The organism is Streptococcus sp. DFI.7.26, assembly GCF_022240605.1.
Classification (GTDB): Bacteria; Bacillota; Bacilli; order Lactobacillales; family Streptococcaceae; genus Streptococcus; species Streptococcus xiaochunlingii.
In genome coordinates, this window is sequence record NZ_JAKOGN010000001.1 from 368,543 (window position 1) to 392,644 (window position 24,102).

Annotated in this window: 24 protein-coding genes and 1 pseudogene; 22 read left to right on the forward strand and 3 right to left on the reverse strand. The window is 44.9% G+C overall.

Annotation, left to right across the window (positions count from 1 at the left end):
* Positions 1-4 precede the first annotated feature (4 nt).
* The 4 genes and pseudogenes from L0M85_RS01870 (at position 5) to L0M85_RS01885 (ending at position 3,898) form a co-directional block, all read left to right on the forward strand.
* Positions 5-1,279 (forward strand): annotated as a pseudogene (locus L0M85_RS01870) (chloride channel protein).
* 408 nt (positions 1,280-1,687) lie between these two features.
* The gene (gene deoD / locus L0M85_RS01875) at positions 1,688-2,398 is read left to right on the forward strand and encodes a purine-nucleoside phosphorylase (protein ID WP_048716249.1); all 711 of its coding nucleotides are present in this window, start codon (positions 1,688-1,690) and stop codon (positions 2,396-2,398) included.
* The gene (locus tag L0M85_RS01880; protein ID WP_238656329.1) at positions 2,398-3,156 is read left to right on the forward strand and encodes a hypothetical protein; all 759 of its coding nucleotides are present in this window, start codon (positions 2,398-2,400) and stop codon (positions 3,154-3,156) included. Before deoD ends, L0M85_RS01880 begins: the two co-directional genes overlap by 1 nt.
* Before the next feature lie 10 nt (positions 3,157-3,166).
* Positions 3,167-3,898 carry an NAD-dependent protein deacylase gene (locus tag L0M85_RS01885; protein ID WP_238656330.1) on the forward strand — a complete coding sequence of 244 codons (732 nt, stop codon included), beginning with the start codon at positions 3,167-3,169 and terminating at the stop codon, positions 3,896-3,898.
* Positions 3,899-3,970: 72 nt separating this feature from the next.
* On the opposite strand, the gene L0M85_RS01890 is transcribed toward L0M85_RS01885, so the two are convergent.
* Positions 3,971-4,879, reverse strand: coding sequence for a LysR family transcriptional regulator (locus L0M85_RS01890; RefSeq protein ID WP_048689847.1), 909 nt, complete (start codon positions 4,877-4,879; stop codon positions 3,971-3,973).
* A 138-nt stretch (positions 4,880-5,017) separates the two neighbouring features.
* Here L0M85_RS01890 and L0M85_RS01895 point away from each other — a divergent pair, with 138 nt between their 5' ends.
* From L0M85_RS01895 to L0M85_RS01980, 18 genes are all read left to right on the forward strand, one after another.
* Positions 5,018-6,388 (forward strand): DUF6688 family protein, encoded by a 1,371-nt coding sequence (locus tag L0M85_RS01895; RefSeq protein ID WP_238656331.1) that lies wholly within the window; start codon positions 5,018-5,020, stop codon positions 6,386-6,388.
* 190 nt (positions 6,389-6,578) lie between these two features.
* Entirely contained in the window at positions 6,579-7,385 is an 807-nt protein-coding gene (locus tag L0M85_RS01900) for a dihydroorotate dehydrogenase electron transfer subunit (protein WP_125329466.1), read from the forward strand.
* A 9-nt stretch (positions 7,386-7,394) separates the two neighbouring features.
* Complete coding sequence (locus L0M85_RS01905) at positions 7,395-8,333, forward strand: dihydroorotate dehydrogenase (RefSeq protein ID WP_125329465.1); 939 nt, start codon at positions 7,395-7,397, stop codon at positions 8,331-8,333.
* A gap of 375 nt (positions 8,334-8,708) precedes the next feature.
* Positions 8,709-9,401, forward strand: a complete 693-nt coding sequence (pyrF, locus tag L0M85_RS01910) for an orotidine-5'-phosphate decarboxylase (protein WP_061563914.1) — start codon at positions 8,709-8,711, stop codon at positions 9,399-9,401.
* A 192-nt stretch (positions 9,402-9,593) separates the two neighbouring features.
* Complete coding sequence (gene pyrE, locus L0M85_RS01915) at positions 9,594-10,223, forward strand: orotate phosphoribosyltransferase (protein WP_061563915.1); 630 nt, start codon at positions 9,594-9,596, stop codon at positions 10,221-10,223.
* A gap of 60 nt (positions 10,224-10,283) precedes the next feature.
* A complete protein-coding gene (locus L0M85_RS01920; protein WP_238656332.1) occupies positions 10,284-11,156 on the forward strand; it encodes a GNAT family N-acetyltransferase in 873 nt (290 codons plus the stop codon).
* Between the two features lie 39 nt (positions 11,157-11,195).
* Entirely contained in the window at positions 11,196-12,731 is a 1,536-nt protein-coding gene (locus L0M85_RS01925) for a glycosyltransferase family 39 protein (RefSeq protein ID WP_238656333.1), read from the forward strand.
* Positions 12,732-12,740: 9 nt separating this feature from the next.
* Positions 12,741-13,397: a uracil-DNA glycosylase gene (locus L0M85_RS01930; protein WP_195610985.1), complete on the forward strand. Its 657-nt coding sequence runs from the start codon at positions 12,741-12,743 to the stop codon at positions 13,395-13,397.
* A gap of 20 nt (positions 13,398-13,417) precedes the next feature.
* Complete coding sequence (locus L0M85_RS01935; RefSeq protein WP_195610984.1) at positions 13,418-13,882, forward strand: 8-oxo-dGTP diphosphatase; 465 nt, start codon at positions 13,418-13,420, stop codon at positions 13,880-13,882.
* 11 nt (positions 13,883-13,893) lie between these two features.
* Positions 13,894-15,162 carry a dihydroorotase gene (locus tag L0M85_RS01940; RefSeq protein ID WP_238656334.1) on the forward strand — a complete coding sequence of 423 codons (1,269 nt, stop codon included), beginning with the start codon at positions 13,894-13,896 and terminating at the stop codon, positions 15,160-15,162.
* Between the two features lie 53 nt (positions 15,163-15,215).
* Positions 15,216-16,055, forward strand: coding sequence for an SGNH/GDSL hydrolase family protein (locus L0M85_RS01945; RefSeq protein ID WP_238656335.1), 840 nt, complete (start codon positions 15,216-15,218; stop codon positions 16,053-16,055).
* Complete coding sequence (locus L0M85_RS01950; protein WP_238656336.1) at positions 16,027-16,683, forward strand: YpmS family protein; 657 nt, start codon at positions 16,027-16,029, stop codon at positions 16,681-16,683. The genes L0M85_RS01945 and L0M85_RS01950 overlap by 29 nt, the downstream gene beginning before the upstream one ends.
* A gap of 314 nt (positions 16,684-16,997) precedes the next feature.
* Complete coding sequence (locus L0M85_RS01955; RefSeq protein ID WP_238656337.1) at positions 16,998-18,560, forward strand: 2-isopropylmalate synthase; 1,563 nt, start codon at positions 16,998-17,000, stop codon at positions 18,558-18,560.
* Positions 18,561-18,571: 11 nt separating this feature from the next.
* Positions 18,572-19,609 carry a 3-isopropylmalate dehydrogenase gene (leuB, locus tag L0M85_RS01960; RefSeq protein ID WP_238656338.1) on the forward strand — a complete coding sequence of 346 codons (1,038 nt, stop codon included), beginning with the start codon at positions 18,572-18,574 and terminating at the stop codon, positions 19,607-19,609.
* Positions 19,606-19,875 (forward strand): DUF1294 domain-containing protein, encoded by a 270-nt coding sequence (locus L0M85_RS01965; RefSeq protein ID WP_006596433.1) that lies wholly within the window; start codon positions 19,606-19,608, stop codon positions 19,873-19,875. Before leuB ends, L0M85_RS01965 begins: the two co-directional genes overlap by 4 nt.
* Before the next feature lie 2 nt (positions 19,876-19,877).
* Complete coding sequence (leuC, locus tag L0M85_RS01970; protein WP_195324014.1) at positions 19,878-21,260, forward strand: 3-isopropylmalate dehydratase large subunit; 1,383 nt, start codon at positions 19,878-19,880, stop codon at positions 21,258-21,260.
* A gap of 11 nt (positions 21,261-21,271) precedes the next feature.
* The gene (leuD, locus tag L0M85_RS01975) at positions 21,272-21,862 is read left to right on the forward strand and encodes a 3-isopropylmalate dehydratase small subunit (protein ID WP_006596431.1); all 591 of its coding nucleotides are present in this window, start codon (positions 21,272-21,274) and stop codon (positions 21,860-21,862) included.
* A 97-nt stretch (positions 21,863-21,959) separates the two neighbouring features.
* A complete protein-coding gene (locus L0M85_RS01980) occupies positions 21,960-22,745 on the forward strand; it encodes a Sua5/YciO/YrdC/YwlC family protein (RefSeq protein ID WP_238656339.1) in 786 nt (261 codons plus the stop codon).
* Between the two features lie 246 nt (positions 22,746-22,991).
* Here the strand turns inward: L0M85_RS01980 and L0M85_RS01985 are convergent, their stop codons facing one another.
* Together L0M85_RS01985 and L0M85_RS01990 are read right to left on the reverse strand one after the other, a co-directional pair.
* Positions 22,992-23,624 carry a DUF421 domain-containing protein gene (locus L0M85_RS01985; protein ID WP_238656423.1) on the reverse strand — a complete coding sequence of 211 codons (633 nt, stop codon included), beginning with the start codon at positions 23,622-23,624 and terminating at the stop codon, positions 22,992-22,994.
* The gene (locus L0M85_RS01990; RefSeq protein WP_238656340.1) at positions 23,621-24,073 is read right to left on the reverse strand and encodes a DUF3290 family protein; all 453 of its coding nucleotides are present in this window, start codon (positions 24,071-24,073) and stop codon (positions 23,621-23,623) included. The genes L0M85_RS01985 and L0M85_RS01990 overlap by 4 nt, the downstream gene beginning before the upstream one ends.
* Positions 24,074-24,102 lie beyond the last annotated feature (29 nt).

Consider the following 24,102-nt stretch of genomic DNA (forward strand, 5'->3'; position numbering starts at 1 on the left):
ATCCTTGAAAAGAATTGTGAGATCCCTTAAAACAATTCCCAATAAACGAAGACTAGTCCTAGCAGCTTGTCTGCTAGGGCTTGTTTCGGGTTTAGCTGGTATCCTGCTTCATTACCTTTTAGAGTTAGTGGAAGGATTGGCTTTTGGTCGTTCAGAGCACCAGTCTGGCTTCTTGACGGATGGAGTGGCGCCTTCACGGATTTGGCTCAGTCTGTTTCTTGTTGGTGCCAGCTCAGCCTTGGTCTGGTATCTCCTACAGCGAAAGGGAAATATTCTCTCTGTTAAGGGCCAGATGAAGGAGGAATCTTCCCATCATCGTCTTCATTTTTGGAAACAGTTGCTCCATTCCACCTGGCAAATTATTGCTGTAGGAGCTGGAGCACCAGTTGGAAAAGAAGGGGCACCACGGGAGATTGGGGCCTTGTTGGCAACTCCGCTTGGACGAGCACTAGACTTATCGTTTTAGGACCGCATCTTTCTGATTGCTTGTGGGGCTGGCGCAGGCTTGGCAGCGGTCTACCAAGTGCCCCTAACCAGTGTTTTTTTTATCTTTGAAACCTTGGGGCTGGTTTTTTCGATGAAACGCTTTGTCTTGGCCGGGATTACCACTTATGTGGCTGCTTATACGGCAGGTTGGGTCATTTCAGACAGAGCCCTCTATCAAGTGCCCGAAATAACTTGGTCACCTACAGTCTTATGGCAGATAGTTATCTTCATTGCCTTCCTGACTCCAGTCGCCTGGCTCTTTGCCCGTTTCACAAAGAAGGCCGCCAATCATCGAATCAAGGACAAACGAATTCTTATCACTTTGCCATTAGCATTTGTTTTCCTAGCTTGTCTAGCAAGCTTCCAGCCCCACCTGCTTGGAAATGGGCGGATGATGGCTCAGGAAATCCTCAATGGGGCCACATGGCAGACAATCTTTCTTCTATTAACCCTAAAAGCTCTAGTCGTTCTGCTTACCTTTTGGGCAGGTGCCTATGGAGGGACTCTGACGCCTTCCTTTGCACTGGGAATGGCAGGAGCAGCCCTCATCTCTTTGGTACTTGGTGTTGGAAATACTCCAGCTTTCTTTCTCCTAGGTTCGGTTTGCTTTTTGACAGTGACCTTAAAAGCTCCCTTATCTGCAACTGGCTTGGTCCTTGGGTTTACGGGACAAGGGTTAACAGCTCTACCCTATCTCTTGCTGACAGCTTTTCTAACTGTTGGTTTGTCCAAAGGATTGGATCGTCTGATGGGGAGAAAAATAAAGGAGTCTCCAGTAGATAAGATTCAGTAGTTTTTATGTAGGGGATTTACCCTACAAGCTAGATGAAACCTATCTTCTTATGGTATAATTTAAGTAAGCATATAAAGGAACCAGGGTTGTTGGGGCTGGAATAAACCCCACTTTTGATGCCTGGCCTCTATGATGAATTCGGAAAGCTAGAGTTTGTGTTGCGATTTGAACATGAGCAGAAAGCTTTCTAAAAAATACACACAGAAAGGTAGAGCATGTGTTCTGATTTGAACACGAGCGGAAAGCTTTTCAAAACACTCAATAAAAAAAGAAAGGATGGGTTAACCGTATTCTCTGAACTGAATACGGGCGGAGAACTGTGTAAAAAAGATAAACTGTCTAGCATCTGCGATGCGTCGTCAGTTTCCTATTTTTACTTTGTTCTCTGTCGCCCTTTATATCTTAATTATGTCTATCCATATTGCTGCTAAGCAAGGTGAAATTGCTGATAAAATTCTCCTTCCTGGAGATCCTCTTCGTGCGAAATTTATCGCGGAGAATTTCCTTGAGGATGCTGTTTGTTTCAACGAAGTTCGGAACATGTTTGGTTACACTGGTACCTACAAGGGTCATCGTGTATCTGTTATGGGTACTGGGATGGGGATGCCATCGATCTCTATCTATGCGCGTGAGTTGATCGTAGACTACGGTGTGAAGAAATTGATACGTGTGGGTACAGCTGGTTCTTTGAATGGCGATGTCCACGTCCGTGAATTGGTCTTGGCGCAAGCTGCCGCAACCAACTCAAACATCATCCGTAACGACTGGCCACAATACGATTTCCCACAAATCGCAAGCTTTGATTTGCTAGATAAGGCCTACCACATTGCCAAAGACCTTGGCATGACCACTCACGTTGGTAATGTCTTGTCTTCTGATGTCTTCTATTCAAACTACTTTGAAAAGAACTTGGAGCTTGGTAAATGGGGCGTGAAAGCTGTGGAAATGGAAGCAGCGGCTCTTTACTATCTTGCTGCCCAACACCATGTGGATGCCCTTGCTATCATGACTATTTCAGACAGTTTGGTCAATCCAGATGAGGATACGACTGCAGAAGAACGTCAAAATACTTTCACAGACATGATGAAAGTTGGTCTTGAAACCTTGATCGCAGACTAATGACAGAATACCTTCATGATGAGTGGCTCTACGACCTTCAGACCTACCAGTATAGTCGGGCCCTTCGTTCTGCTAAGAAGCAGAAGAGCTTGCCAGAGCTGGTCTTGACCTTATTGCAGTTAATGACCGAGCGTCGAGAGCTCAATATCCAACCAATCATGAATCAAAAGTTGAGAACCGAGTTGCTAGAAGTGACTGGTTTTCAGCTTTTTTGGCATGAGGACCCAGAAGAGGAACAGTTGGCGAACTATCTGTATGACTTAGAAGCCAAGCTTCGCAACGAGCAGATTATCGACTTCATTCGGGCGGTGAGTCCTGCTATCTATCGGATCTTTATGCGCTTGATTGAGATGCAAATCCCAGATATTGCAGACTATATCCACAACTCCAAGGAGTCCAGCTATGACCATTGGAAGTTTGACAAGATCCGGGCCTCTGAAAATCCAGCCTTGCAACAATTCCATAGCGAGAGTGCAGTCAATTCGTCTAGTTTGACAGAGTTGATCTTACTCTTGGACTTGACAGATTCCATCAAGGATGCGGCCAAGCAACTGCGGGAGTTGGAGAAATCTGTCCGCAATCCTCTGGCCCACTTGATCAAACCCTTTGATGAGGAAGAATTGCACCGGACGACTGGTTTCTCCTCCCAGCATTTTATGGAGCTCTTGGTGAGCTTGGCCCAGGAGACGGGGATTGTTTACCAGCGAGAACCTTTTTACTTCGACCAGGCCAATGCTGTTATCGAGGCTCTCTTGTAAGGAGGAAGACATGGATAAACTAGAAGAATTGCAAGACATCATAGATCAGAGTCAACGGATCGTCTTTTTCGGTGGGGCAGGTGTCTCTACAGAGTCCAATATTCCAGACTTTAGAAGCTCGGACGGCGTCTATAGCGTCACATTAGGGCGCCATTTTACGGCAGAGCAACTGGTCTCTCATACCATGTTTGAGCGCTATCCAGAGGACTTTTTCGACTTCTATAAGAAATACTTGCTCTATCCAGATGCCAAGCCCAATGCAGCCCATCGCTATCTGGCTTGGCTGGAAGAAACTGGCAAGCTCAAGGCAGTAGTGACGCAAAATATTGACAGTCTCCATGAGATGGCGGGGTCTAAAAAAGTCTTGAAACTCCATGGTAGTGCCGACCGTAATTACTGTACGGGTTGCCAGCGTTTTTATGATTTAGAGTCCTTTCTAGCTTTGGAAGGGCCTGTTCCACACTGTCTCGATTGTGATAAGGTGGTCAAGCCGGATGTGACCCTTTATGAGGAACCCCTCGATATGGAGGTCTTTAGCCAAGCAGCCAAAGCCATCCAAGAAGCTGATCTACTGATTATCGGAGGGACCTCCCTCGTCGTCTACCCAGCAGCCAGCTTGATCCAGTATTTCCAAGGGAAGAAGCTGGTCGTCATCAATAAAACCAGTATTCCACAGGACAAGCAAGCAGACCTGGTCATCGAAGGGAAGATTGGCCAAGTATTTTCGAAATTAAGACAATAAAAGAACACCTGAGAGAAGTGGAAATCCACTTGTTTCAGGTGTTTTTATTGTGCTTGTGTAGCTAGTTAGTTCTTATTTATCAAATTGGACTTCCTCAAGTAAGTATTCGATAAATTTTTCACCCATTTTAGAGAGGCTAGCTTTCTCGTGTTGGATGTAGACCAGCTCGATTGGGTCATCGATATCTAGCGGGATGGAAACGATATTGTCTCCATTGAGGTTGCTGTTAAGGATACCGGTCGCAATGGTGTAGCCGTCCAGACCAATCAAGAGATTGAAGAGGGTGGCACGGTCACTGACGACGATAGACTTCTTGTGATGCTCTTGGGAGAGGATCTCTTCTGAGAAGTAGAAGGAGTTGTGGGTCCCTTGGTCGTAGCTGAGATAAGGGAAGTCTTCTAGATCTTCTAATTTCACCACCTCTTTGTTAGCTAGGGGGTTGGTCTTGCTGACGAAGATATGAGGTTGGGCAGTAAAGAGATGGGTTGCCTTGAGGTGGCTATCATCCAGCATTTTGGAGAGGACATCCCGGTTGTACCCATTGAGGAAGAGGACACCGATCTCACTACGGAAGTTCTTGACGTCATCGATGATTTCCCAGGTTCTGGTCTCCCGTAGGAAGAGCTCGTATTTCTCCATGTCGCTTTTCTTGAGGAGAGAGACGAAGGCTTCGACTACGAAGGCATAGTGCTGAGAGGACACGCTAAAGAGCTCCCGATTGGCTACTGGATTTTTATAGCGTTCTTCTAGGAGTTGGGTCTGCTCGACGACTTGACGGGCATAAGAAAGGAACTCCATCCCATCCTTAGTCAGAGTGATACCCTTGGGATTACGGATGAAGATATCAATCCCCATTTCTTTTTCCAAATCCCGCACAGCATTGGACAAACTTGGCTGGGTGATAAAGAGTTGCTTGGACGCTTCATTCATAGAGCCTGTTTCGACGATTTTGATAATGTAATGTAATTGTTGGATTCTCATGCTTATATTTTAACATACTTTTGACAGAAAATCCTAGCTAGTATCAGTCTCTAGAAGGATTTTTCCCTATAAAACAGGTTTAGAATTGAAGGATTAATTGTAGCTTGATAAAATGAGGGAAATGATGGAGGAGATGTGATGAAGAAAATCGTTTTCTGGTACAAAAAATGGAACAAGGAACTGGAGACCAAATTTTTAGCCAGTTTAGTAAAGATAAACTTTATGACCAATTTACTGATCTTTCTTGGTTTGTACGTCTTTCTAATTCTCGGGAGCTTGCCAGGAAATATCCAATCTTTGGGTTTCTGGAATGCTATTTTTGGAGTCGCAATTTACAGTGTTACAATTCTTGTTCATGCCCTAGGGGTTAGTTATTTTGTTCCCAATATCTTTGTGATTCTGTATGTTATTTCTCGCTGGTCTACGATACAGGCCCAGACCTTGGAAAAGGAACTGGTCGGTGTCTATGAAGAGAAAGAAGAAGAAAAAATTAAACGAAGAGTTAACAATCGCAAGTACTTTGTGATCCTTTGGATAGGAGTCTTTGGCTGTATCCTGGAATCCTTCGTCATCTATCTGGTAAAGGATCTGACTAGTTATGATTGGACCCATCAGCTCATCAATGAGCAGAAGCATACCATGATTTGGTCGGAGGCTCTCCCGACGATTCTTACTTTGGCATTGATTTCCTTCCTAGCGCTTGTCATTTATTCTTATAGGGATGCCAATTCCTTATCTCCACTTTTAAATATCTTTTGTATTAGTGGGATATTGATGGGATTGGTATTGTTAGCGGTATTTGACATCCAGTTGCAAGTCATCGGTTGTCACACGGTCTTCTTGTTGGTTTATTCTATTAGCCTCCTGAGAACTAGGATGAAGGAGTGGGAGGGCGAGTCTGATCCCAATAGGGCCTATGACAATCCAATTCTCCAGCGCTTTCACCTGATTCTCCACCAATCCAAACACTGGCCTTGGCTGGCAGTCGTCTTTTCCCTTCCCTTGTTAGCGGTATTGGTCATGGTCCTCATGCTCTTTGGTCAACGTCCTGATAGCTTGGTCAAGGCCTGGACCAATACGGCAGATTGGACCTTCTCAGAAAAGATCCCTCCTCAGAATCTCATCATGGATGAGCACTATCTCTGTACAGTTGCGGCTGGTGGCCATGAAAAAGTTGTCAAGCCCCAACGTATGGGTGTCCGGCACGGTCATCCTGTTGTGGTGAATCGCCAGCTCTGTATTGCCAATGCCTTTGAGCAGGTCTTAGAAGAAAAGACGCCACGTTTCCATCGATTCCTGCGTCGTAATTATGACCGCTATGGCTATCCCTTCGCCAAACATATCAAGAAGAAATGGGCCATGGATATCATTTACTATCTGATGAAGCCCCTGGAATGGCTCTTCTTGTTGGTTCTCTACTTGGTCGATCGCAAGCCTGAAAATCGCATTGCTTTACAGTATATCCCACCGGTACCAGAAGGGTTTTCTCCTGAGACAGATGGGAAATGAGCGGAGCCATCGGGCTTCTACTTGACAAGCGACAAGGAGAGCGATATAATGAGACAAATTTAACCTTTAAGGGGTCCAGAGAGGCCTGCAAGGAAAGACAGAAAAAGATCAGCGGACCGAGTCTAGCTGATCATTTGTAGGACCTTGCTTTTGTGAGGTCTTTTTTGCTGGAAGAAAGAAGAGGAAACCAATGGTCAGTGACAGCTGTAAAAAACGGTTTGGAAAAATCATGATGGAAGACATGGAGTTAATCGCTCAAGAAGAGATTGCGCCACGGATTTTTTCAATGGTCTTGAAGGGGGAAATGGTGGAGCAGATGCTACCGGGGCAGTTTCTCCATATCCGTGTACCGGATGACTCTAAGCTCCTCCGTCGTCCTATTTCTATCTCTGAAATAGATCCAGACAGCCAGACCTGTCGCCTCATCTATCGGGTAGAAGGGGGAGGGACAGCCATCTTTTCTCAGCTGCCCGTCGGTAGCTTCCTCAGTGTCATGGGTCCTCAAGGAAATGGCTTTGACCTTAAGGGCCTTGGTCAAGGGGCGCGTGCCTTGGTTATAGGCGGAGGGATTGGAGTACCTCCTTTGGTCCAAGTGGCTAAACAGCTACATGAACAGGGAGTAGAAGTCCATTCTGTCCTTGGATTTGCCAATAAAGAAGCGGTTATCCTGGAAGAAGAGTTGAAGCAGTACGGCCAAGTCACCATTACAACAGACGATGGTTCTTATGGTATCAAAGGTTATGTCTCTACGGTCATTGATCAGATGGACCAGGAGTTTGACGCTATCTATTCTTGTGGAGCACCTGGCATGCTCAAATATGTCAATACCAAATTCCATGACCATCCCCGCGCCTACATTTCTATGGAATCGCGTATGGCTTGTGGGATGGGTGCTTGCTATGCCTGTGTGGTGCATCTAGAAAATGAGAGCCAAGCGGCCAACAAGCGCGTGTGTGAAGACGGACCGGTCTTTGAAACCGGTACGATTGTGATGTAGGAGGACCTTATGACAGCAAATCGACTAGCCGTATCCTTACCTGGTTTAGACTTGAAAAACCCCATTATTCCGGCTTCCGGCTGTTTTGGCTTTGGTCAGGAATATGCCAAATACTATGACTTAGACCTGCTTGGATCCATTATGATCAAGGCGACAACTGCTGAGGCTCGCTTCGGAAATCCCGCGCCACGTGTTGCTGAGACGCCTGCAGGCATGCTCAATGCCATTGGTCTCCAAAATCCAGGCGTAGACGTGGTCCTAGCAGAGAAACTTCCTTGGTTGGCCCAGCATTATCCAGATCTACCGATTATCGCCAATGTAGCAGGCTTCTCCAATGAAGAGTATGCAACGGTATCTGGCAAGATCTCGCAAGCGCCAAATGTCAAGGCCATCGAGCTCAATATCTCTTGTCCCAACGTAGACCATGGCAATAATGGTCTCTTAATCGGACAAGTTCCTGAGTTGGCCTATGATGCAGTAAAAGCAGCGGTAGAAGCTTCCTCCGTTCCTGTTTACGTTAAGTTGACCCCTAGTGTATCCGATATTACTCAAGTCGCCAAGGCTGCAGAAGATGCGGGAGCGAGTGGCTTGACCATGATCAACACGCTGGTCGGGATGCGCTTTGATCTCAAGACAGGCAAGCCAATCATTGCCAATGGCACAGGCGGTATGTCAGGACCAGCTATCTTCCCAGTAGCCTTGAAACTCATCCGCCAAGTAGCCCAATCGACCAAACTTCCGATTATTGGGATGGGCGGTGTAGATTCAGCAGAAGCAGCCCTAGAGATGTTTATTGCTGGTGCTTCTGCAATTGGAGTCGGAACTGCTAACTTTACAGATCCATACGCATGTCCTACCATTATCCAAGACTTACCAAAGGTCATGGATCAGTATGGAATAACTAGCTTAGAAGATTTACGTCGGCATGTCCGAGAAAATCTATTATAAGGATTATCAAGAAAATAAAAAATGCCTGCTGGCTACAACCCCAACAGGCTACTGAGTAAGTTACAACTAAAACAACCCTTACTCAGCATAGAAAATATTTTACAGGAAAATCGGTAATATGTCAAGTTTTTTGTTATGATCAAGGACTCATACTAGTCTAATCCGAAAAGACAGACTGAATCCGAACGTTTTTCGATTATTTCTTGACTTTTCTTTCATATCGTACTACAATGTAGAAAAACCTTTAAAGTAGTCCTGAGAGGCTCCTAAGGTCTAGACGATGAATCAGGGTAGATACTACCTAATTTTCGTGTAACCTTGCCTCAGGCAAGGTTTTTTTGTGGAAAAAATGTCAGCCATAAAAAGGAGAAACCCATGCGTGAAGAACGTCCCATCATCGCCCTTGATTTTCCAGCTTTTGAAGATGTCAAAAACTTTCTAGAACATTTCCCAGAAGATGAAAAACTGTTTGTAAAAATCGGAATGGAATTTTTCTATGCGGTCGGCCCAGAAATTGTTCACTATCTGAAAGGTCGTGGCCATAGCATTTTTTTGGATTTAAAATTGCACGACATCCCAAATACGGTTAAGTCAGCCATGTCTGTCCTAGGCACCTTTGGTGTGGATATGGTGACAGTTCATGCAGCAGGTGGTGTAGAGATGATGCGCGAAGCCAAAAAAGCACTTGGACCAGGAGCTAAGTTGGTAGCGGTGACTCAATTGACTTCTACCAGTGAAGAAGACATGCGTGATTGCCAAAACATCCAAACCACTGTCCAAGAATCAGTAGTTAATTATGCCCGTAAGGCGCAAGAAGCAGGCTTGGATGGCGTTGTCTGCTCAGCCCATGAAGTAGATTTGATCAAGAAAGCTACATCAGAAGAGTTTGTTTGTGTGACCCCAGGGATCCGTCCTGCAGGAGCAGAAATTGGTGACCAAAAACGGGTCATGACCCCACAAGAAGCTCATAAAATTGGCTCTGACTACATTGTTGTTGGACGTCCAATTATCCAAGCTGAAAATCCATGGGACGCTTACCATGAGATTAAGAGACAATGGAACTCGTAAGAGCTACTAAAAGTGAAACTTTAACGAGTTCACTAGATCTCAGAAGAGAAAATGATCGTTTCTCTTCTGAGATCGTCGGAATAATTAAGTCCGATAGGGCCTTCCCTGAACTATTCACTAACCTGTACAGTCGTTTAAAAACAAACCATTGATTTAATTCGTATTCGATTAAAATCGTAAAAAGGAGTTATCATGTCATTAGCTAAAGATATTGCCAGCCATCTTCTAAAAATTGAAGCCGTTTATTTGAAACCGGAAGAGCCTTTTACGTGGGCGTCTGGGATCAAGTCCCCTATTTATACGGATAACCGCGTGACCCTCGCTTATCCAGAAACTCGTACTTTGATTGAGAATGGCTTCGTGGACAAAATCAAGGAAGCCTTCCCAGAAGTTGAAGTGATTGCAGGTACAGCAACTGCGGGGATTCCTCATGGTGCTATTATTGCGGACAAGATGAATTTGCCATTTGCCTACATCCGTAGCAAACCAAAAGACCACGGTGCTGGTAATCAAATTGAAGGCCGTGTACCACAAGGTCAAAAGATGGTCGTAGTGGAAGATTTGATTTCTACTGGTGGATCTGTCTTGGATGCTGTCGCAGCTGCGAAACGTGAAGGAGCAGATGTCCTTGGTGTGGTGGCTATCTTTACCTACCAGCTAGAGAAGGCAGATAAGAAATTTGCGGAAGCTGGCGTTCAACTTGAAACCTTGTCTAACTACACAGAATTGATCCATTTGGCTGAAGAACAAGGTTATATCACTTCTGAAGGTTTGGAACTGTTACGCCGTTTCAAGGAAAATCAAGAAACTTGGCAAGACTAAAGTATAATGGAAGAGGGCCAACGTTTGGCTCTCCTTTTGTTTTTATAAAAGGAAGAAAAAATGATGCTGCTTGAAAGACGCACTCGTCTGAGTCTAGAAGAAAAGAAGCAGTGTGAACAGCTTGTGAGAGCCTGTCACCAAAATGACCATACCTATCGCCTGCCCTATTTGGACAATCTCTATAATGATGATCCTACGATGCCAGCATTTATCCTTGCATTGGTGGAGGGGCAGCTGGTTGGATTTTTGTCCATCTATGCGGATGAACCCAAGGAAGCAGAGGTTCAGCTCTTTGTGACTCCTTCTTTTCGTAGACAAGGTATTGCCCGTTCCTTATGGGAAGACTTTATGGACTTGGCCAAGGACTATCAGCTAGAAGAACGACTATATGTGTCAGAGGTTCGGTTTTTGGATCAAAACACGGACTTACTTAACCATTTTCATTTAGTGGAGGCAGAGGAGGAAGACCACGAACTTTGGTTGGAGGCCCCATGTCAGGTCACCGACCATGAGAAGAGAGAAGGGATGATGGTATTGGAAGCTGTGGAGTCCATGCTCCAAGAGATTGCTCATTTTCAATCCAAGGCTTTTGAGACAGATCTTGACTATGCCCTCAAGTATGCGACCGAGTCTCTCGAGGGCCAGGATACCCGTCTCTTTGTCTTACTTGACCAAGAGCAAGTCCTTGCTTCTGTTACGGTGGATCTATCTCAGGGAACGACCTATTTCTTTGGACTAGCCGTTGACCCGGATCATCTCCGCAAAGGGTATGCGCGCTATCTCTTGCGAAGTGTGATGAATCAGATGGCTGCAGAAATGGAGCAGCAATTTCAGATTGTCGTTGAAAAAGAGAATCAAGCAGCCCTCAGCCTTTATCTAGGCCTGGGCTTCACCATCCAAACTGAAGTCCTCTATTTGATGGAGAGCCGATAGAATCCAGCGAAATCCCTATTTTTTTGCTATAATGGAGCTATGTTAGTAAAAAGTAAAAAAGTCTTATTTGGCTTTCTCCATCTGGTCATGTTGTTCCTGATGGTGCACTGGTTTATCATTAGTGCCGTATACCTAAAAGATATTTCGGGATGGGGACTTGTAGTTGGGGGACTTGTCTTCCTCCTAGCTTATGTTGGTCGCTCCTATCTCAAAAGAGCCTTTTCCTGGTTGATGAAACATAAGACAGGATTTATGCTGGGAGCAATTCTGGTTCAGATTGTTTTTATGCTATCTGCAGAATTGTTGATTCGTCGGGATGCTGCTGTGGTCTATACGGGAGCCTTTAGCCTTCTAAAAGAGTCCTCTATTTCAAGCTACCTGAGTCGGAATCCCAATAACCTTCCCTTGTTCTTGTACGAACGCTTTTTCTACCAAATCTTTGGTGGAGCAGGACTCTGGGTCATGCAAGTTCTCAACATGGTTTTTGTGAATGCAGGAGCTATCCTCTTGTATCGTTTAGGACTAAAACATTATGACCAAAAAGTGGCAGATTGGGTGTATACCCTCTATGTGGCCTTAATCTGTTATTCCCCTTATTTTTACTCCATGTACACTGATATTCCGCCTCTTCCTCTCATCGCCTTGCAATTAGGGCTAGCCTTGGATCTCTTAAAAGGGGGCGACAGTGGTGCACAATGGAAAACCTCCTTGTTATTTGGACTATTATCAGGTCTGACTATGCTTATTCGTCCGACGACCATTATTGTCGTGATAGCCTTTTGGATGGTTCTTTTCTTTAAAGGGCAGTGGAAGGTCTTTGGTAAAGTCTTTGCTTTAACCCTTTTATCAACTGGTCTGGTCTATGGAGCCCTTAATACAGCTGTCAAACACCAAACAGCTGTTCCTATTCTCGAAGGGGAAGGTCTGGCCAAGGGTCCTCTCTTGTTTATTAACCTGGGCTTGACGGATATTGGTCATAACCAAGCAGATATGAAAGAGGGGCTCTTGAAATATGTCGACGAAGATAAGCGAGACGAGTACAATAATGGGATGTTCAAGAACGAATATATCATGAAAGAAATCAAACGGCGCTTGAAGGAATATGGCCCGATTGGACTCCTGGGACATCTTTATACCAAGCAATCCTTGACGGTGGCAGAAGGGACACTTGGTTGGCTCTATCGGGATGTGGAGTATGAGAAGACTCCCGTTATCAATCCTCTTTACGAGCGCTACACTAAGGATTTCCCCTTTGCTAAGTGGGTTCGGACCTACTTCTTGAGTACGGATCGTCCTCAATACAAATATTATGAGTTCCTTAAACAAGTCATTTGGATCATCATGGCAGCTGGGCTGGTCTTTGTCTATCTGAAGAAAAGAGAAGAGGATGATATCCACTTCTTGTCATTAGCTGTATTTGGTGGACTCCTCTTTTTGACCATCTTTGAAGGTGGAAAAACTCGCTACCTCATTCAATTTTTACCACAAATTCTCTTACTAGCTTCAATTGGTCTAGCGGATCGCCCAAAGAAATGGCTTCTCGCTAGCAAAGGCTCTTCAGAAACCCATATGTAAGGAGATGGCATGCAGCATTCAAGTTGGCACCAATTGCTTAAGGAGCAGCTTCCAGAGGGCTACTTTAAGCAAATTAATCAATTTTTAGACCAGGTCTATGCATCAGGGACCATCTATCCGCCTCGTGAAAAGGTATTTCAGGCCTTAAAGACAACGAATCTGGAAGAGGTTAAGGTCGTGATTCTGGGTCAGGATCCCTATCACGGTCCTGGTCAAGCACAGGGACTTAGCTTTTCTGTACCGGATGACATCCCAGCACCTCCATCCTTGCAAAACATCTTAAAGGAGTTGTTGGAAGATGTGGGGGTTAAAACTTCCCATGATTTGACGCCTTGGGCGGAGCAAGGGGTTCTCTTACTCAATGCCTGTCTGACAGTGCCTGCTGGGCAAGCAAATGGGCATGCTGGCCTGATTTGGGAAGAGTTTACGGATGCAGTTATTCGCCTAGTCAGTCAAGAGGAGGAGCATGTCGTCTTTATTCTGTGGGGAGCCTATGCTCGGAAGAAGAAGTCTTTGATTGATGCAAGCAAACACTTGATTATTGAAAGTGCTCATCCCAGTCCCTTATCGGCCTATCGCGGTTTCTTTGGCTCCCGTCCTTTTTCAAGGACCAACGCTTATTTAACGGAGATGGGTCGCGAGCCGATTGACTGGTTGCGAAGTTAGGAAAATAGAAAGAAGAAATAATGCCACAGTTAGCTACAATTTGCTATATCGATAATGGAGAAGCATTTTTGATGCTTCATCGCAATAAAAAGCCCAATGATGTCCATGAAGGCAAATGGATTGGTGTTGGTGGAAAATTAGAACGCGGGGAAACTCCTCAAGAATGTGCTGCTAGAGAAATTCTTGAAGAAACGGGTCTAGTTGCTAAGCCAGTTCTAAAAGGAATTATCACCTTCCCTGAATTTACACCTGACCTGGACTGGTACACCTATGTCTTCAAGGTGACCGAATTTGAAGGGGAGCTCATCGAGTGTAACGAAGGGACACTGGAGTGGGTGCCTTATGATCAAGTCTTAAGTAAGCCAACTTGGGAGGGGGACCACACTTTTGTCGAGTGGCTCTTGGAGGAAAAACCCTTCTTTTCAGCTATGTTCCGCTATGATGGGGATCGCTTGCTAGAGACCCATGTTGATTTCTATGAATAAAGGAGTAGAAGATGTTAGTCATTAAAAATGGTCGGGTAATGGACCCAAAAACTGGTTTGGACCAAGTATGTGATCTTTTGGTAGATCAGGGGAAAATTGTGGAAATAGGTCCATCTCTTTCTTATGAAGGAGCCCAAGTCATCGATGCGAGTGGCAAGGTGGTAGCGCCAGGTTTGGTGGACATTCACGTTCACTTCCGTGAACCAGGTCAGACCCACAAGGAAGATATTCAAACAGGAGCACTGGCGGCTGCAGCAGGTGGTTTTACCACAGTCGTCATGATGGCCAATACCACTCCAACAATCTCAGATGTCGAGACCTTAAAAGAAGTCTTAGATTCTGCTGCTAAGGAAGCCATTCATGTTAAAACCGTAGCGACGGTTACCAAGAACTTTGATGGCCAACATCTCACCGACTTTGAAGGCTTGCTACAGGCTGGAGCTGTCGGTTTCTCAGATGATGGGATCCCGTTGCAAAGTACCAAGGTAGTCCGTCAGGCCTTGGAAGAAGCCAAACGTCTGGGGACCTTCATTAGTCTCCACGAAGAAGATCCAGAGTTGAATGGCATTCTGGGACTCAATGAGCACATTGCTCGGGAGCACTTCAAGGTTTGCGGAGCCACTGGTGTGGCAGAATACTCTATGGCAGCGCGGGATGCTATGATTGCTCATGCGACAGGTGGCCACCTCCACATCCAACACCTCTCTAAAGCAGAGAGTGTCAAGGTTGTCGAGTTTGCCCAAGCGATCGGTGCTCCTGTTACAGCAGAAGTAGCTCCTCAGCATTTTTCTAAGACTGAAGACCTCTTGCTGTCTAAGGGAAGCAATGCCAAGATGAATCCGCCTCTTCGTCTGGAAGAAGACCGTCGTGCAGTCATCGAAGGCTTGAAGTCAGGAGTCATTACCGTAATCGCAACGGACCACGCGCCTCATCATGCGGATGAAAAGAACGTAGCCGATATCACCAAGGCTCCTTCCGGCATGACAGGATTAGAGACTTCTCTATCGCTTGGTTTGACCTATTTGGTCCATGCAGGAGAGCTCAGCTTGATGGAACTCTTAGAAAAAATGACCTATAATCCTGCTAAATTATATAACTTTGAAGCGGGTTATTTGGAAGTCGGTGGACCAGCAGATATTGTGATCTTTGATCCGGATGCTGACCGTTTAGTGTCTGATCATTTTGCTTCTAAGGCAGCTAATTCACCGTTTGTTGGTGAATCCCTCAAGGGACAGGTGGCCTATACTATCTGCCAGGGTAAGATTGTCTACCAAGCCTAAACCTGACTTAAAAATAAGAAAGTCAAATTGAAAGCTGGACGAATGAGGAGTATATGAATAGTAGAAAAATACTAGAGATGATCTTGTATTGTTTGGTCACTTTTCTGGTCTGCTTTTTTCTGGTCAATTGGCTCCTTCCTTCGGCAGAACCAGTGATGACCAAACCGTCAACAAGTGCCAAAAAGAAGGTAGTCACCTATGTAGCGATTGGGGATTCCTTGACCAAAGGTGTAGGAGATAGCACCAATCAAGGAGGTTTTGTCCCTCTGCTCGCTCAGAGTTTGACCAATGAATCAGGTCTTGAATTCAAAGCGATCAACTATGGTGTTTCTGGTAACACGAGCGGTCAAATTTTGTCACGTATGCAGGAGAAAAAGGAGATTCGAAAGGACCTGAAGAAGGCTCAGTTACTGACCATTACTGTCGGGGGCAATGACCTGCGAAAGGCCATTCTTGAGGATACCAGTAACTTAGATCTGGACCGCTTCGAAAAAGCATCGAAGACCTATGAGAAAAATCTCAAACAGATTATCGAATTGGCCCGCAAGGACAACCCTGATCTGCCTATTTACGTGGTGGGGATCTATAATCCCTTGTATCTCAATTTCCCCGATCTAACGGAATTGCAGACCCTTGTCGATCAGTGGAACCAAAGAACGGAGGAGACCCTCTCTGCCTATCAAGGCGTCTACTTTGTTCCGATCAATGACCTCCTTTATAAGGGCATTGATGGTAAGAGTGGGGTGACAGAATCCGAATTAGGAAAAGAAACTGTAACCAATGATGCCTTGTATGATGAGGATAGTTTCCATCCCAATAATACTGGTTATGAGATCATGAAAGAAGCCGTACTGGAGAAAATACATGCAACTGAGAAAAAATGGTTCGAGTGAAAAGAAGGTTAAGCCACCAACCACAGGACCTCATTTTAAGGAGAGACGGGAGAAAACGCCGATCAACATCTGGAAATGGCTCTTTCTAGGCTTGGTCAGTTTCTTGTTGGCAACAAGTCTAGTCGTATGGACTCGTTTCTCAACGGTACGAGAGGATGTCCGGCAACTACAGACTCCTAGCCAAGGAGGAGATGTCAAGATCGGCAGTATGACCACAACTAGGGCTCAACTAAATGAAACCATCAAGGTCATGCTTAAAAGTTATCATTTGAGTGATTATCAACTGTATGCAGACAACCAACAGATGTTACTAGAGGGAAAGATGGACTTTTTAGGAAAGGAGTACCCGCTCTATATCTATTTCCAGCCAAGTAAGCTAGAGGATGGGAGTATCCTCTTGACCCTCAAGGATTTTTCGGTTGGGACCTTGAAACTTCCTAAGAAGACCGTGATGCAGGTGCTATCTACAAACAAGGATCTACCTGACTTTGTAAAAATTGATAGCAAAGAAGCGACGATCAAGATCGAGCTTGCTAAGATTAAAAATGAGATGGATTTCTATGTCAAGGCCAATACCATTGATCTATACAATGATCAAATCATCTTTGATCTCTACAGGAAAAAATAAGAAGATCAGGCGAAAGTAAAAAAGCGACTTTCGCCTTTATTTTATTTCTATTCAAAAAATTCAGAATATTGTAGAAAATTCTTGACATTCAATTTTCCCTATGCTAAAATACTAAACAAGACATCAATCAAAGGAGAAAGTCAAACATGAAAACAGCTAAGTTTATTCAATTTGCTTTGTTGTTGAGGTACTCGGGCTAGTGCAAAAGCATTAGTCCTGTTTGGCATACCAAGCGGGAGTAACAAAACATCTCGCTTAGGTAACTGGCGAGATGTTTTTATTTTATTCACTATGTTTAGAAAAGAGGAGACCCTATGCGTAAAGTTGAATTTTTAGATACCAGTCTTCGGGACGGTGAACAGACTCCAGGAGTCAATTTCTCCATTAAAGAAAAGATTGCCATTGCCAAGCAATTGGAAAAATGGGGCATTTCTGCTATTGAAGCAGGTTTTCCTGCAGCTAGTCCGGATTCCTTCACAGCTGTGCAGGAGATTGCAAAGGTCTTGACCAAGACAGCCGTGACAGGTTTGGCTCGCTCCGTTAAATCCGATATCGATGCTTGCTATGAAGCCTTGAAAGATGCCAAGTATCCGCAAGTTCACGTCTTTATCGCAACGAGTCCCATTCACCGGGAGTTTAAACTCAACAAGACCAAGGAAGAAATTCTTGAAGCGATCAAGGAACACGTTTCTTATGCGCGTTCTAAGTTTGAAGTTGTTGAATTCTCGCCCGAAGATGCGACACGGACGGAGTTGGATTTCCTCTTGCAAGTTGTCCAGACTGCAGTCGATGCTGGCGCTAGCTACATCAATATTCCTGATACAGTCGGTTTCACGACACCAGCAGAGTACGGAGCTATTTTCAAATACTTGATTGACCATGTCAAGACTGATCGTGAGATTATTTATTCCCCTCATTGCCATGATGATCTGGGAATGGCAGTGGCAAATAGCCTCGCCGCTGTCAAGAATGGAGCTGGTCGGGTCGAAGGAACCATCAATGGCATAGGGGAACGGGCCGGCAATGCGGCACTTGAAGAAGTAGCGGTCGCCCTTAATATTCGCGAAGACTATTTCCAAGTGGAGAGTCCGATTGTCCTTAATGAAACCATCAACACCTCTGAGTTGGTTTCTCGTTACTCTGGGATTCCAATTCCTAAAAACAAGGCAGTGGTTGGCGGCAATGCCTTCTCACACGAGTCTGGGATTCACCAAGATGGAGTCCTTAAAAATCCGCTTACCTATGAAATCATCACGCCTGAGTTGGTGGGGGTTAAGAGCAACAGTCTTCCACTTGGTAAATTGTCAGGGCGCCATGCCTTTGTCGAAAAACTGCATGAGTTGGGACTGGAATTCACAGAAGAAGACATCCAGCCATTGTTTGCTAAGTTCAAATCTCTGGCAGACAAGAAACACGAGATCACTGATGCCGATATCCGCGCCCTTGTTGCCGGTACAGCAGTGGAAAATCCAGAAGGCTTCCACTTTGATGATCTTCGCCTTACAACCAATGAAGATGAAAGCATCACCGCAGCAGTCAGTCTGAAAAATGAAAATGGTGAAATTCTTGAATACCTTGCCAAAGGTCAAGGTTCAGTGGAAGCAATCTTTAATGCTATTGATCAATTCTTCCATCAAGAAGTTCGTCTGACTTCCTACACTATTGATGCGGTGACAGATGGGATTGATGCCCAAGCGCGTGTACTGGTCACTGTTGAAAACGAAGCGACGGATACCATCTTTAATGCTTCTGGTTTAGACTTTGACGTATTGAAGGCGTCAGCGATTGCCTATATCAATGCCAATACCTTGGTGCAAAAAGAGAATGCTGGAGAGATCGGTCACATTGTATCCTATCGTGATCTACCAGATGCCTAAAGGAGAACACTATGACGAAGAAGATTGTCGCCCTAGCTGGAGACGGGATTGGACCAGAGATCATGGAGGCTGGCCTGTCCGTGCTGAAAGCAGTGGCAGAAAAAACAAATTTTGACTATTCAGTCCAAGCTCATCCATTTGGGGGAGCAGGGATTGATGCAGCTGGTCATCCTCTACCAGCTTCTACTCTAGAAGCTACAAAGGAAGCTGATGCCATTCTCTTAGCGGCTATCGGAAGTCCTCAGTATGACCAAGCACCGATTCGTCCGGAGCAAGGCTTGTTAGCTCTTCGTAAGGAGCTCAACCTTTATGCCAACATTCGTCCGGTCAAGATTTACGACTCCCTCAAGCACCTCTCTCCTTTGAAGGAGGAGCGCATCCATGGTGTGGATTTCGTAGTGGTTCGCGAGCTCACTGGCGGGATCTACTTTGGAGAGCATATCTTAGAAGACAATCAAGCACGGGATATCAACGACTACTCAGTTGAAGAAGTAGAGCGAATCGTGCGGAAGGCTTTTGAGATTGCACGGGGACGTCGCAAGAAAGTCACTAGCATTGATAAACAAAATGTCCTCGCAACCTCCAAGCTTTGGAGAAGAGTAGCTGATCGAGTGGCTCAAGACTTCCCGGATGTGACCTTGGAGCACCAGTTGGTAGACTCAGCAGCCATGCTCATGATTACCAATCCTTCTCGCTTTGATGTCATCGTGACGGAAAACCTCTTTGGTGATATCCTCTCAGACGAGTCGAGTGTCTTGTCTGGCACTCTTGGGGTTATGCCATCGGCTAGCCATTCAGAGTCAGGTCCGAGCATGTATGAGCCTATTCATGGATCGGCTCCAGATATTGCGGGTCAAGGCGTGGCGAATCCAGTCTCGATGATCCTCTCTGTTGCCATGATGATGCGTGAAAGTTTTGATCGAGAAGAAGATGCTAGCCGCATTGAAAAAGCAGTTGAAGCGACTCTTGCTGCAGGAATCTTTACGAGAGACCTAGGAGGCAGTGCTTCGACAAAAGAAATGACAGAAGAGATTATAAAACGATTATGAGTGTAAAAGGAATGATTACTGGCTTGATCCTTCTATGGAATCTCTTCGTAGGGATTCTCTACGGAGTTGATAAGGAAAAGGCCAAAAGAAATGCCTGGCGGATACCAGAAAAGACCTTGCTCTTTTATGCTTTTGCAGTTGGAGGGCTTGGAGCCTGGATAGGAGGGCTACTCTTTCATCACAAGACACAGAAATGGTATTTTAAGGTCACCTGGCTCTTAGGAACCCTTCTCACACTTTACACACTCTACGCTTTATGGAGGTAAGGATGGCAGGAAAATCAATTTTTGATAAAATCTGGGAACGGCATGTAGTGACCGGTGAGGAAGGCCAGCCCCAACTCATGTATGTGGACCAACACTATATCCACGAGGTGACCAGTCCCCAGGCTTTTCAAGGGCTTAGAGACACTGGTAGACAGGTTCGGAGACCAGATTTAACCTTTGGAACCTTTGATCACAATGTCCCAACGGTTAACATTTATGATATCCGGGATGTGATTTCCAAGGCTCAAATTGATAAATTAGCTGAAAATGTCAAGGACTTTGGGATCGATCATGCAGGTCATGGTTCAGAAAAACAGGGAATTGTCCATATGGTTGGTCCTGAAACTGGCCGTACCCAGCCTGGAAAGTTCATTGTCTGTGGAGACAGCCATACGGCGACCCATGGAGCTTTCGGTGCCATTGCCTTTGGGATTGGGACCAGTGAGGTGGAGCATGTCTTTGCGACTCAGACCATCTGGCAGGTTAAACCGAAGAAACTCTTGGTCGAGTTTACTGGAAAGCCTCAGAAGGGGATTTATGCCAAGGACTATATTTTGGCCTTGATTGCTCGTTATGGCGTAGCCTGTGGGGTTGGCCATGTGGTCGAGTATAGAGGGGAAGCAATCGATAGCCTCACCATGGAAGAGCGGATGACCATCTGCAATATGTCCATTGAATTCGGCTCTAAGATGGGGATTATGAATCCAGATGAGACGACTTTTGACTATCTCCGTGGTCGTGAATGTATGCCAAAAGATTTTGAAGCTGCAGTAGCCGATTGGCAGTCCCTGGTCAGTGACAACGATGCGACATATGATAGAGTCATCACCATCGATGTATCCCAGTTAGCACCCATGGTGACCTGGGGGACCAACCCTTCTATGGGAGTCGACGTGGAAACAGCCTTCCCAGAAATTCGGGATATGAATGATGAACGGGCCTATGCCTACATGGATCTCCAACCAGGTCAAAAGGCTTCAGACATCGAGTTGGGCTATATCTTTATCGGATCTTGTACCAATGCCAGACTCAGCGATTTGCAGCTGGCTGCCCGTTTCGTAGAAGGGAAGAAAATTGCCCCTAATTTAACCGCCATCGTAGTTCCAGGTTCCCGTCCTGTCAAACGAGCAGCGGAAAAAATGGGTTTGGATAAGATCTTTCTGGATGCTGGCTTTGAATGGCGTGATCCAGGATGCTCTATGTGTCTCGGGATGAATCCAGACAAGGTGCCGGATGGCGTCCACTGTGCCTCTACTAGCAACCGAAACTTTGAAGACCGCCAAGGATTTGGGGCTAAGACCCATCTCTGTAGCCCCGCAATGGCCGCTGCAGCAGCAATAGCCGGTCGCTTTGTCGATGTGCGCCAAATGCCAGAAGTTGAGTAAAAGGAGGAATCATGGAGAAATTTACCATTTATACGGGAACTACGGTTCCTTTGATGAACGATAATATCGATACCGACCAAATCCTCCCCAAGCAATTTTTAAAGCTGATTGATAAAAAAGGCTTTGGTAAATACCTCATGTACGCTTGGCGCTACTTGGATGATCAATACACCGAGGATCCAGAATTTATCTTTAACAAACCAGAATACAGCAAGGCAACCATCTTGATTACTGGCGACAATTTTGGGGCTGGTTCTTCTCGGGAGCACGCAGCCTGGGCTTTAGCTGATTATGGCTTTAAAGTCGTTATCGCCGGCTCTTTTGGAGATATCCATTACAATAATGAACTCAATAATGGGATGCTACCAATAGTCCAGCCTTTAGAGGTTCGTCAAAAGCTGGCAAGCTTGAAGCCGACAGATGAGGTAACGGTGGATTTGGAAGAGCAGAAGATCATCTCGCCTGTTGGAGAATTTAGCTTTGAGATCGATGGGGATTGGAAGAACAAATTACTCAACGGTCTAGATGATATTGGGATTACCCTCCAATACGAGGACTTGATTGCTGCTTATGAGAAGAATCGGCCCGCCTATTGGCAATAAAAATTGTATAGTTAATTAAGAATTTTCAGAAAATATATTGAAGCTTTTTTGGAATTTTGATAGAATAGAAAAAAAGAAATAGAAGAGGACGAAATTTATGACAAAACACATTCAATGGGACGGAACACTTTCACAAGAAGGATTTGACATTCTTAAAGGCGAGGGTGGTTGTATCGTCTGCCCTACCAAAGTCGGCTACATCATCATGACCAGCGACAAGGCTGGCTTGGAACGCAAGTTTGAAGCCAAAGAACGTAACCGCAACAAACCAGGTGTCGTTCTTTGCGGAAGTATGGATGAACTTCGTGCCCTTGCGCAATTGAATCCTGAAATCGAAGCCTTCTACCAAAAACATTGGGATGAAGATATCTTGCTTGGTTGTATCCTTCCTTGGCGTGAAGATGCCTATGCAAAATTACAAGCCTTCGGAGATGGACGTGAGGAACTCATGACAGATGTGCGTGGAACCAGCTGTTTTGTCATTAAATTTGGTAAAGCTGGTGAGCAAATCGCCAAAGAAATGTGGGAAAAAGAAGGCAAGATGGTTTACGCATCATCTGCTAACCCATCTGGTAAAGGAAACCGAGGGAAGGTCGAAGGAATCGGTGAGCGAATCGAAGGTGCTGTGGACTTGGTCATCGAAGCCGATGATTATGTAGCCTCTATCCAACCAGACAAGAGCATTGAAACGCGTTATGAACAAGGTGTGATGGTTTCGATGGTCGATGCGGAAGGTAAGCTGATCCCAGAACAAGGAGCAGGTAGCCGTTCTGTCAATACTTGTCCAGTTGTGATTCGTAAGGGATTGGATATCGATAAGATCATGATGCACTTATCTGATCATTTCAACTCTTGGAACTACCGCCAAGGGGAATACTATTAAAAGATAAATGTATAAAAAAAAGAGAGTGGGACAGAAATCGGTAATTCGTTAGAATTCGATTTCGTCGTCCCACCTCCGCACAGTTGAGTAGGGCTGTAATAGCTGATGAAATCAGCGTAGTAGAGCCTACTCAACCACTGCGTCTTGCTCGACAATCCAAAGACAATTGAAAGGCTAGGACTTTTGTCCCAGCCTCTTTTTGCAGTTTTTTTTATAGTTTACCAATAGAATAGCTGACTTCCAATCTTAATAAGTCACGACATTAATCTCACCCTTGTCGTACTCAGCGATAAAGATGTCATCGAAATTTTCAAATCCTTTTTTATTCAGTTCGGCCATAAGCCATTCTTCAGTTTTACCGATGGTCTCTAAGATTTCTACTTGGACTACACCATCTGTAATGATTGGGTATTTGGGATTTTCATCTCCCATTCGAACGACAATGAGTTGACCATTTTGCTCGATGACGGCTCTTTTGACTTCTTTTAGTTGGAAAACGCCTTGAGAGCGCAATTTAAGAGCGACGTCAGAAGCAGAAAGACCTTTTGAGCGACAGGCTTCTGGATCTAATTTTCCGTTTTTAATGATAATGGTTGGTTTTCCATCAATCAGATGTTTGATAAAGTAAACATTGGCATTAAGCCATTTGAGTGACAGAATCAAAATCGTCCAGATGATGAGGATGATGGCATATTGAAGGAAGGTAATCGAACTATTGTAGATAACCCCACCAATAATACCCCCAAGCACAAAGTTCTGTATTTGGTCTACTGCAGAACTTGGTGCTAGATTTCCTTTACCTGTTACATTGATAACAAAAACTAGGGAAACAAGCCCTAAAGCCAACTTAATTGCAATTGTGATAAAAAAGTCCATTATTTTTCTACCTCCACCAGTTCTACACCTGTTTTATATAAGTCCATTTTTTCAAGTAAATAGCTATCCGGGTCTGTTCCGCTAATAGCGCGATAGAATTGCTTGTCTACCTTGATAATAGCTCCATCGGTTGTCGCTGAAGTATTGACGTAGACATTTTCTTTATCAACTCCTAACTCTTTTGAAACGACTTCGATAAAGTGCAAAGAGCTACGGAATTGATTGTCGTTGGACTGATTGCTTTGGAAATTTGAAATACCAATCAAAACAACGGCCACTAATAATAAGATAGAAATGATTGATAATTCACGGAACTTACTTCCGCGTTTATCCTTAAATGCCTTAAAGGCAAAAAAAGCCGTTACCAACACTAAGAGAATGGAAATGATTACCATGACCCAATTTTGTTGGCTAATCTGACTCAATACATAATCATATGAATAGAATTTCATAAAAATCCCTCACTTTTTTTTTATTCAAG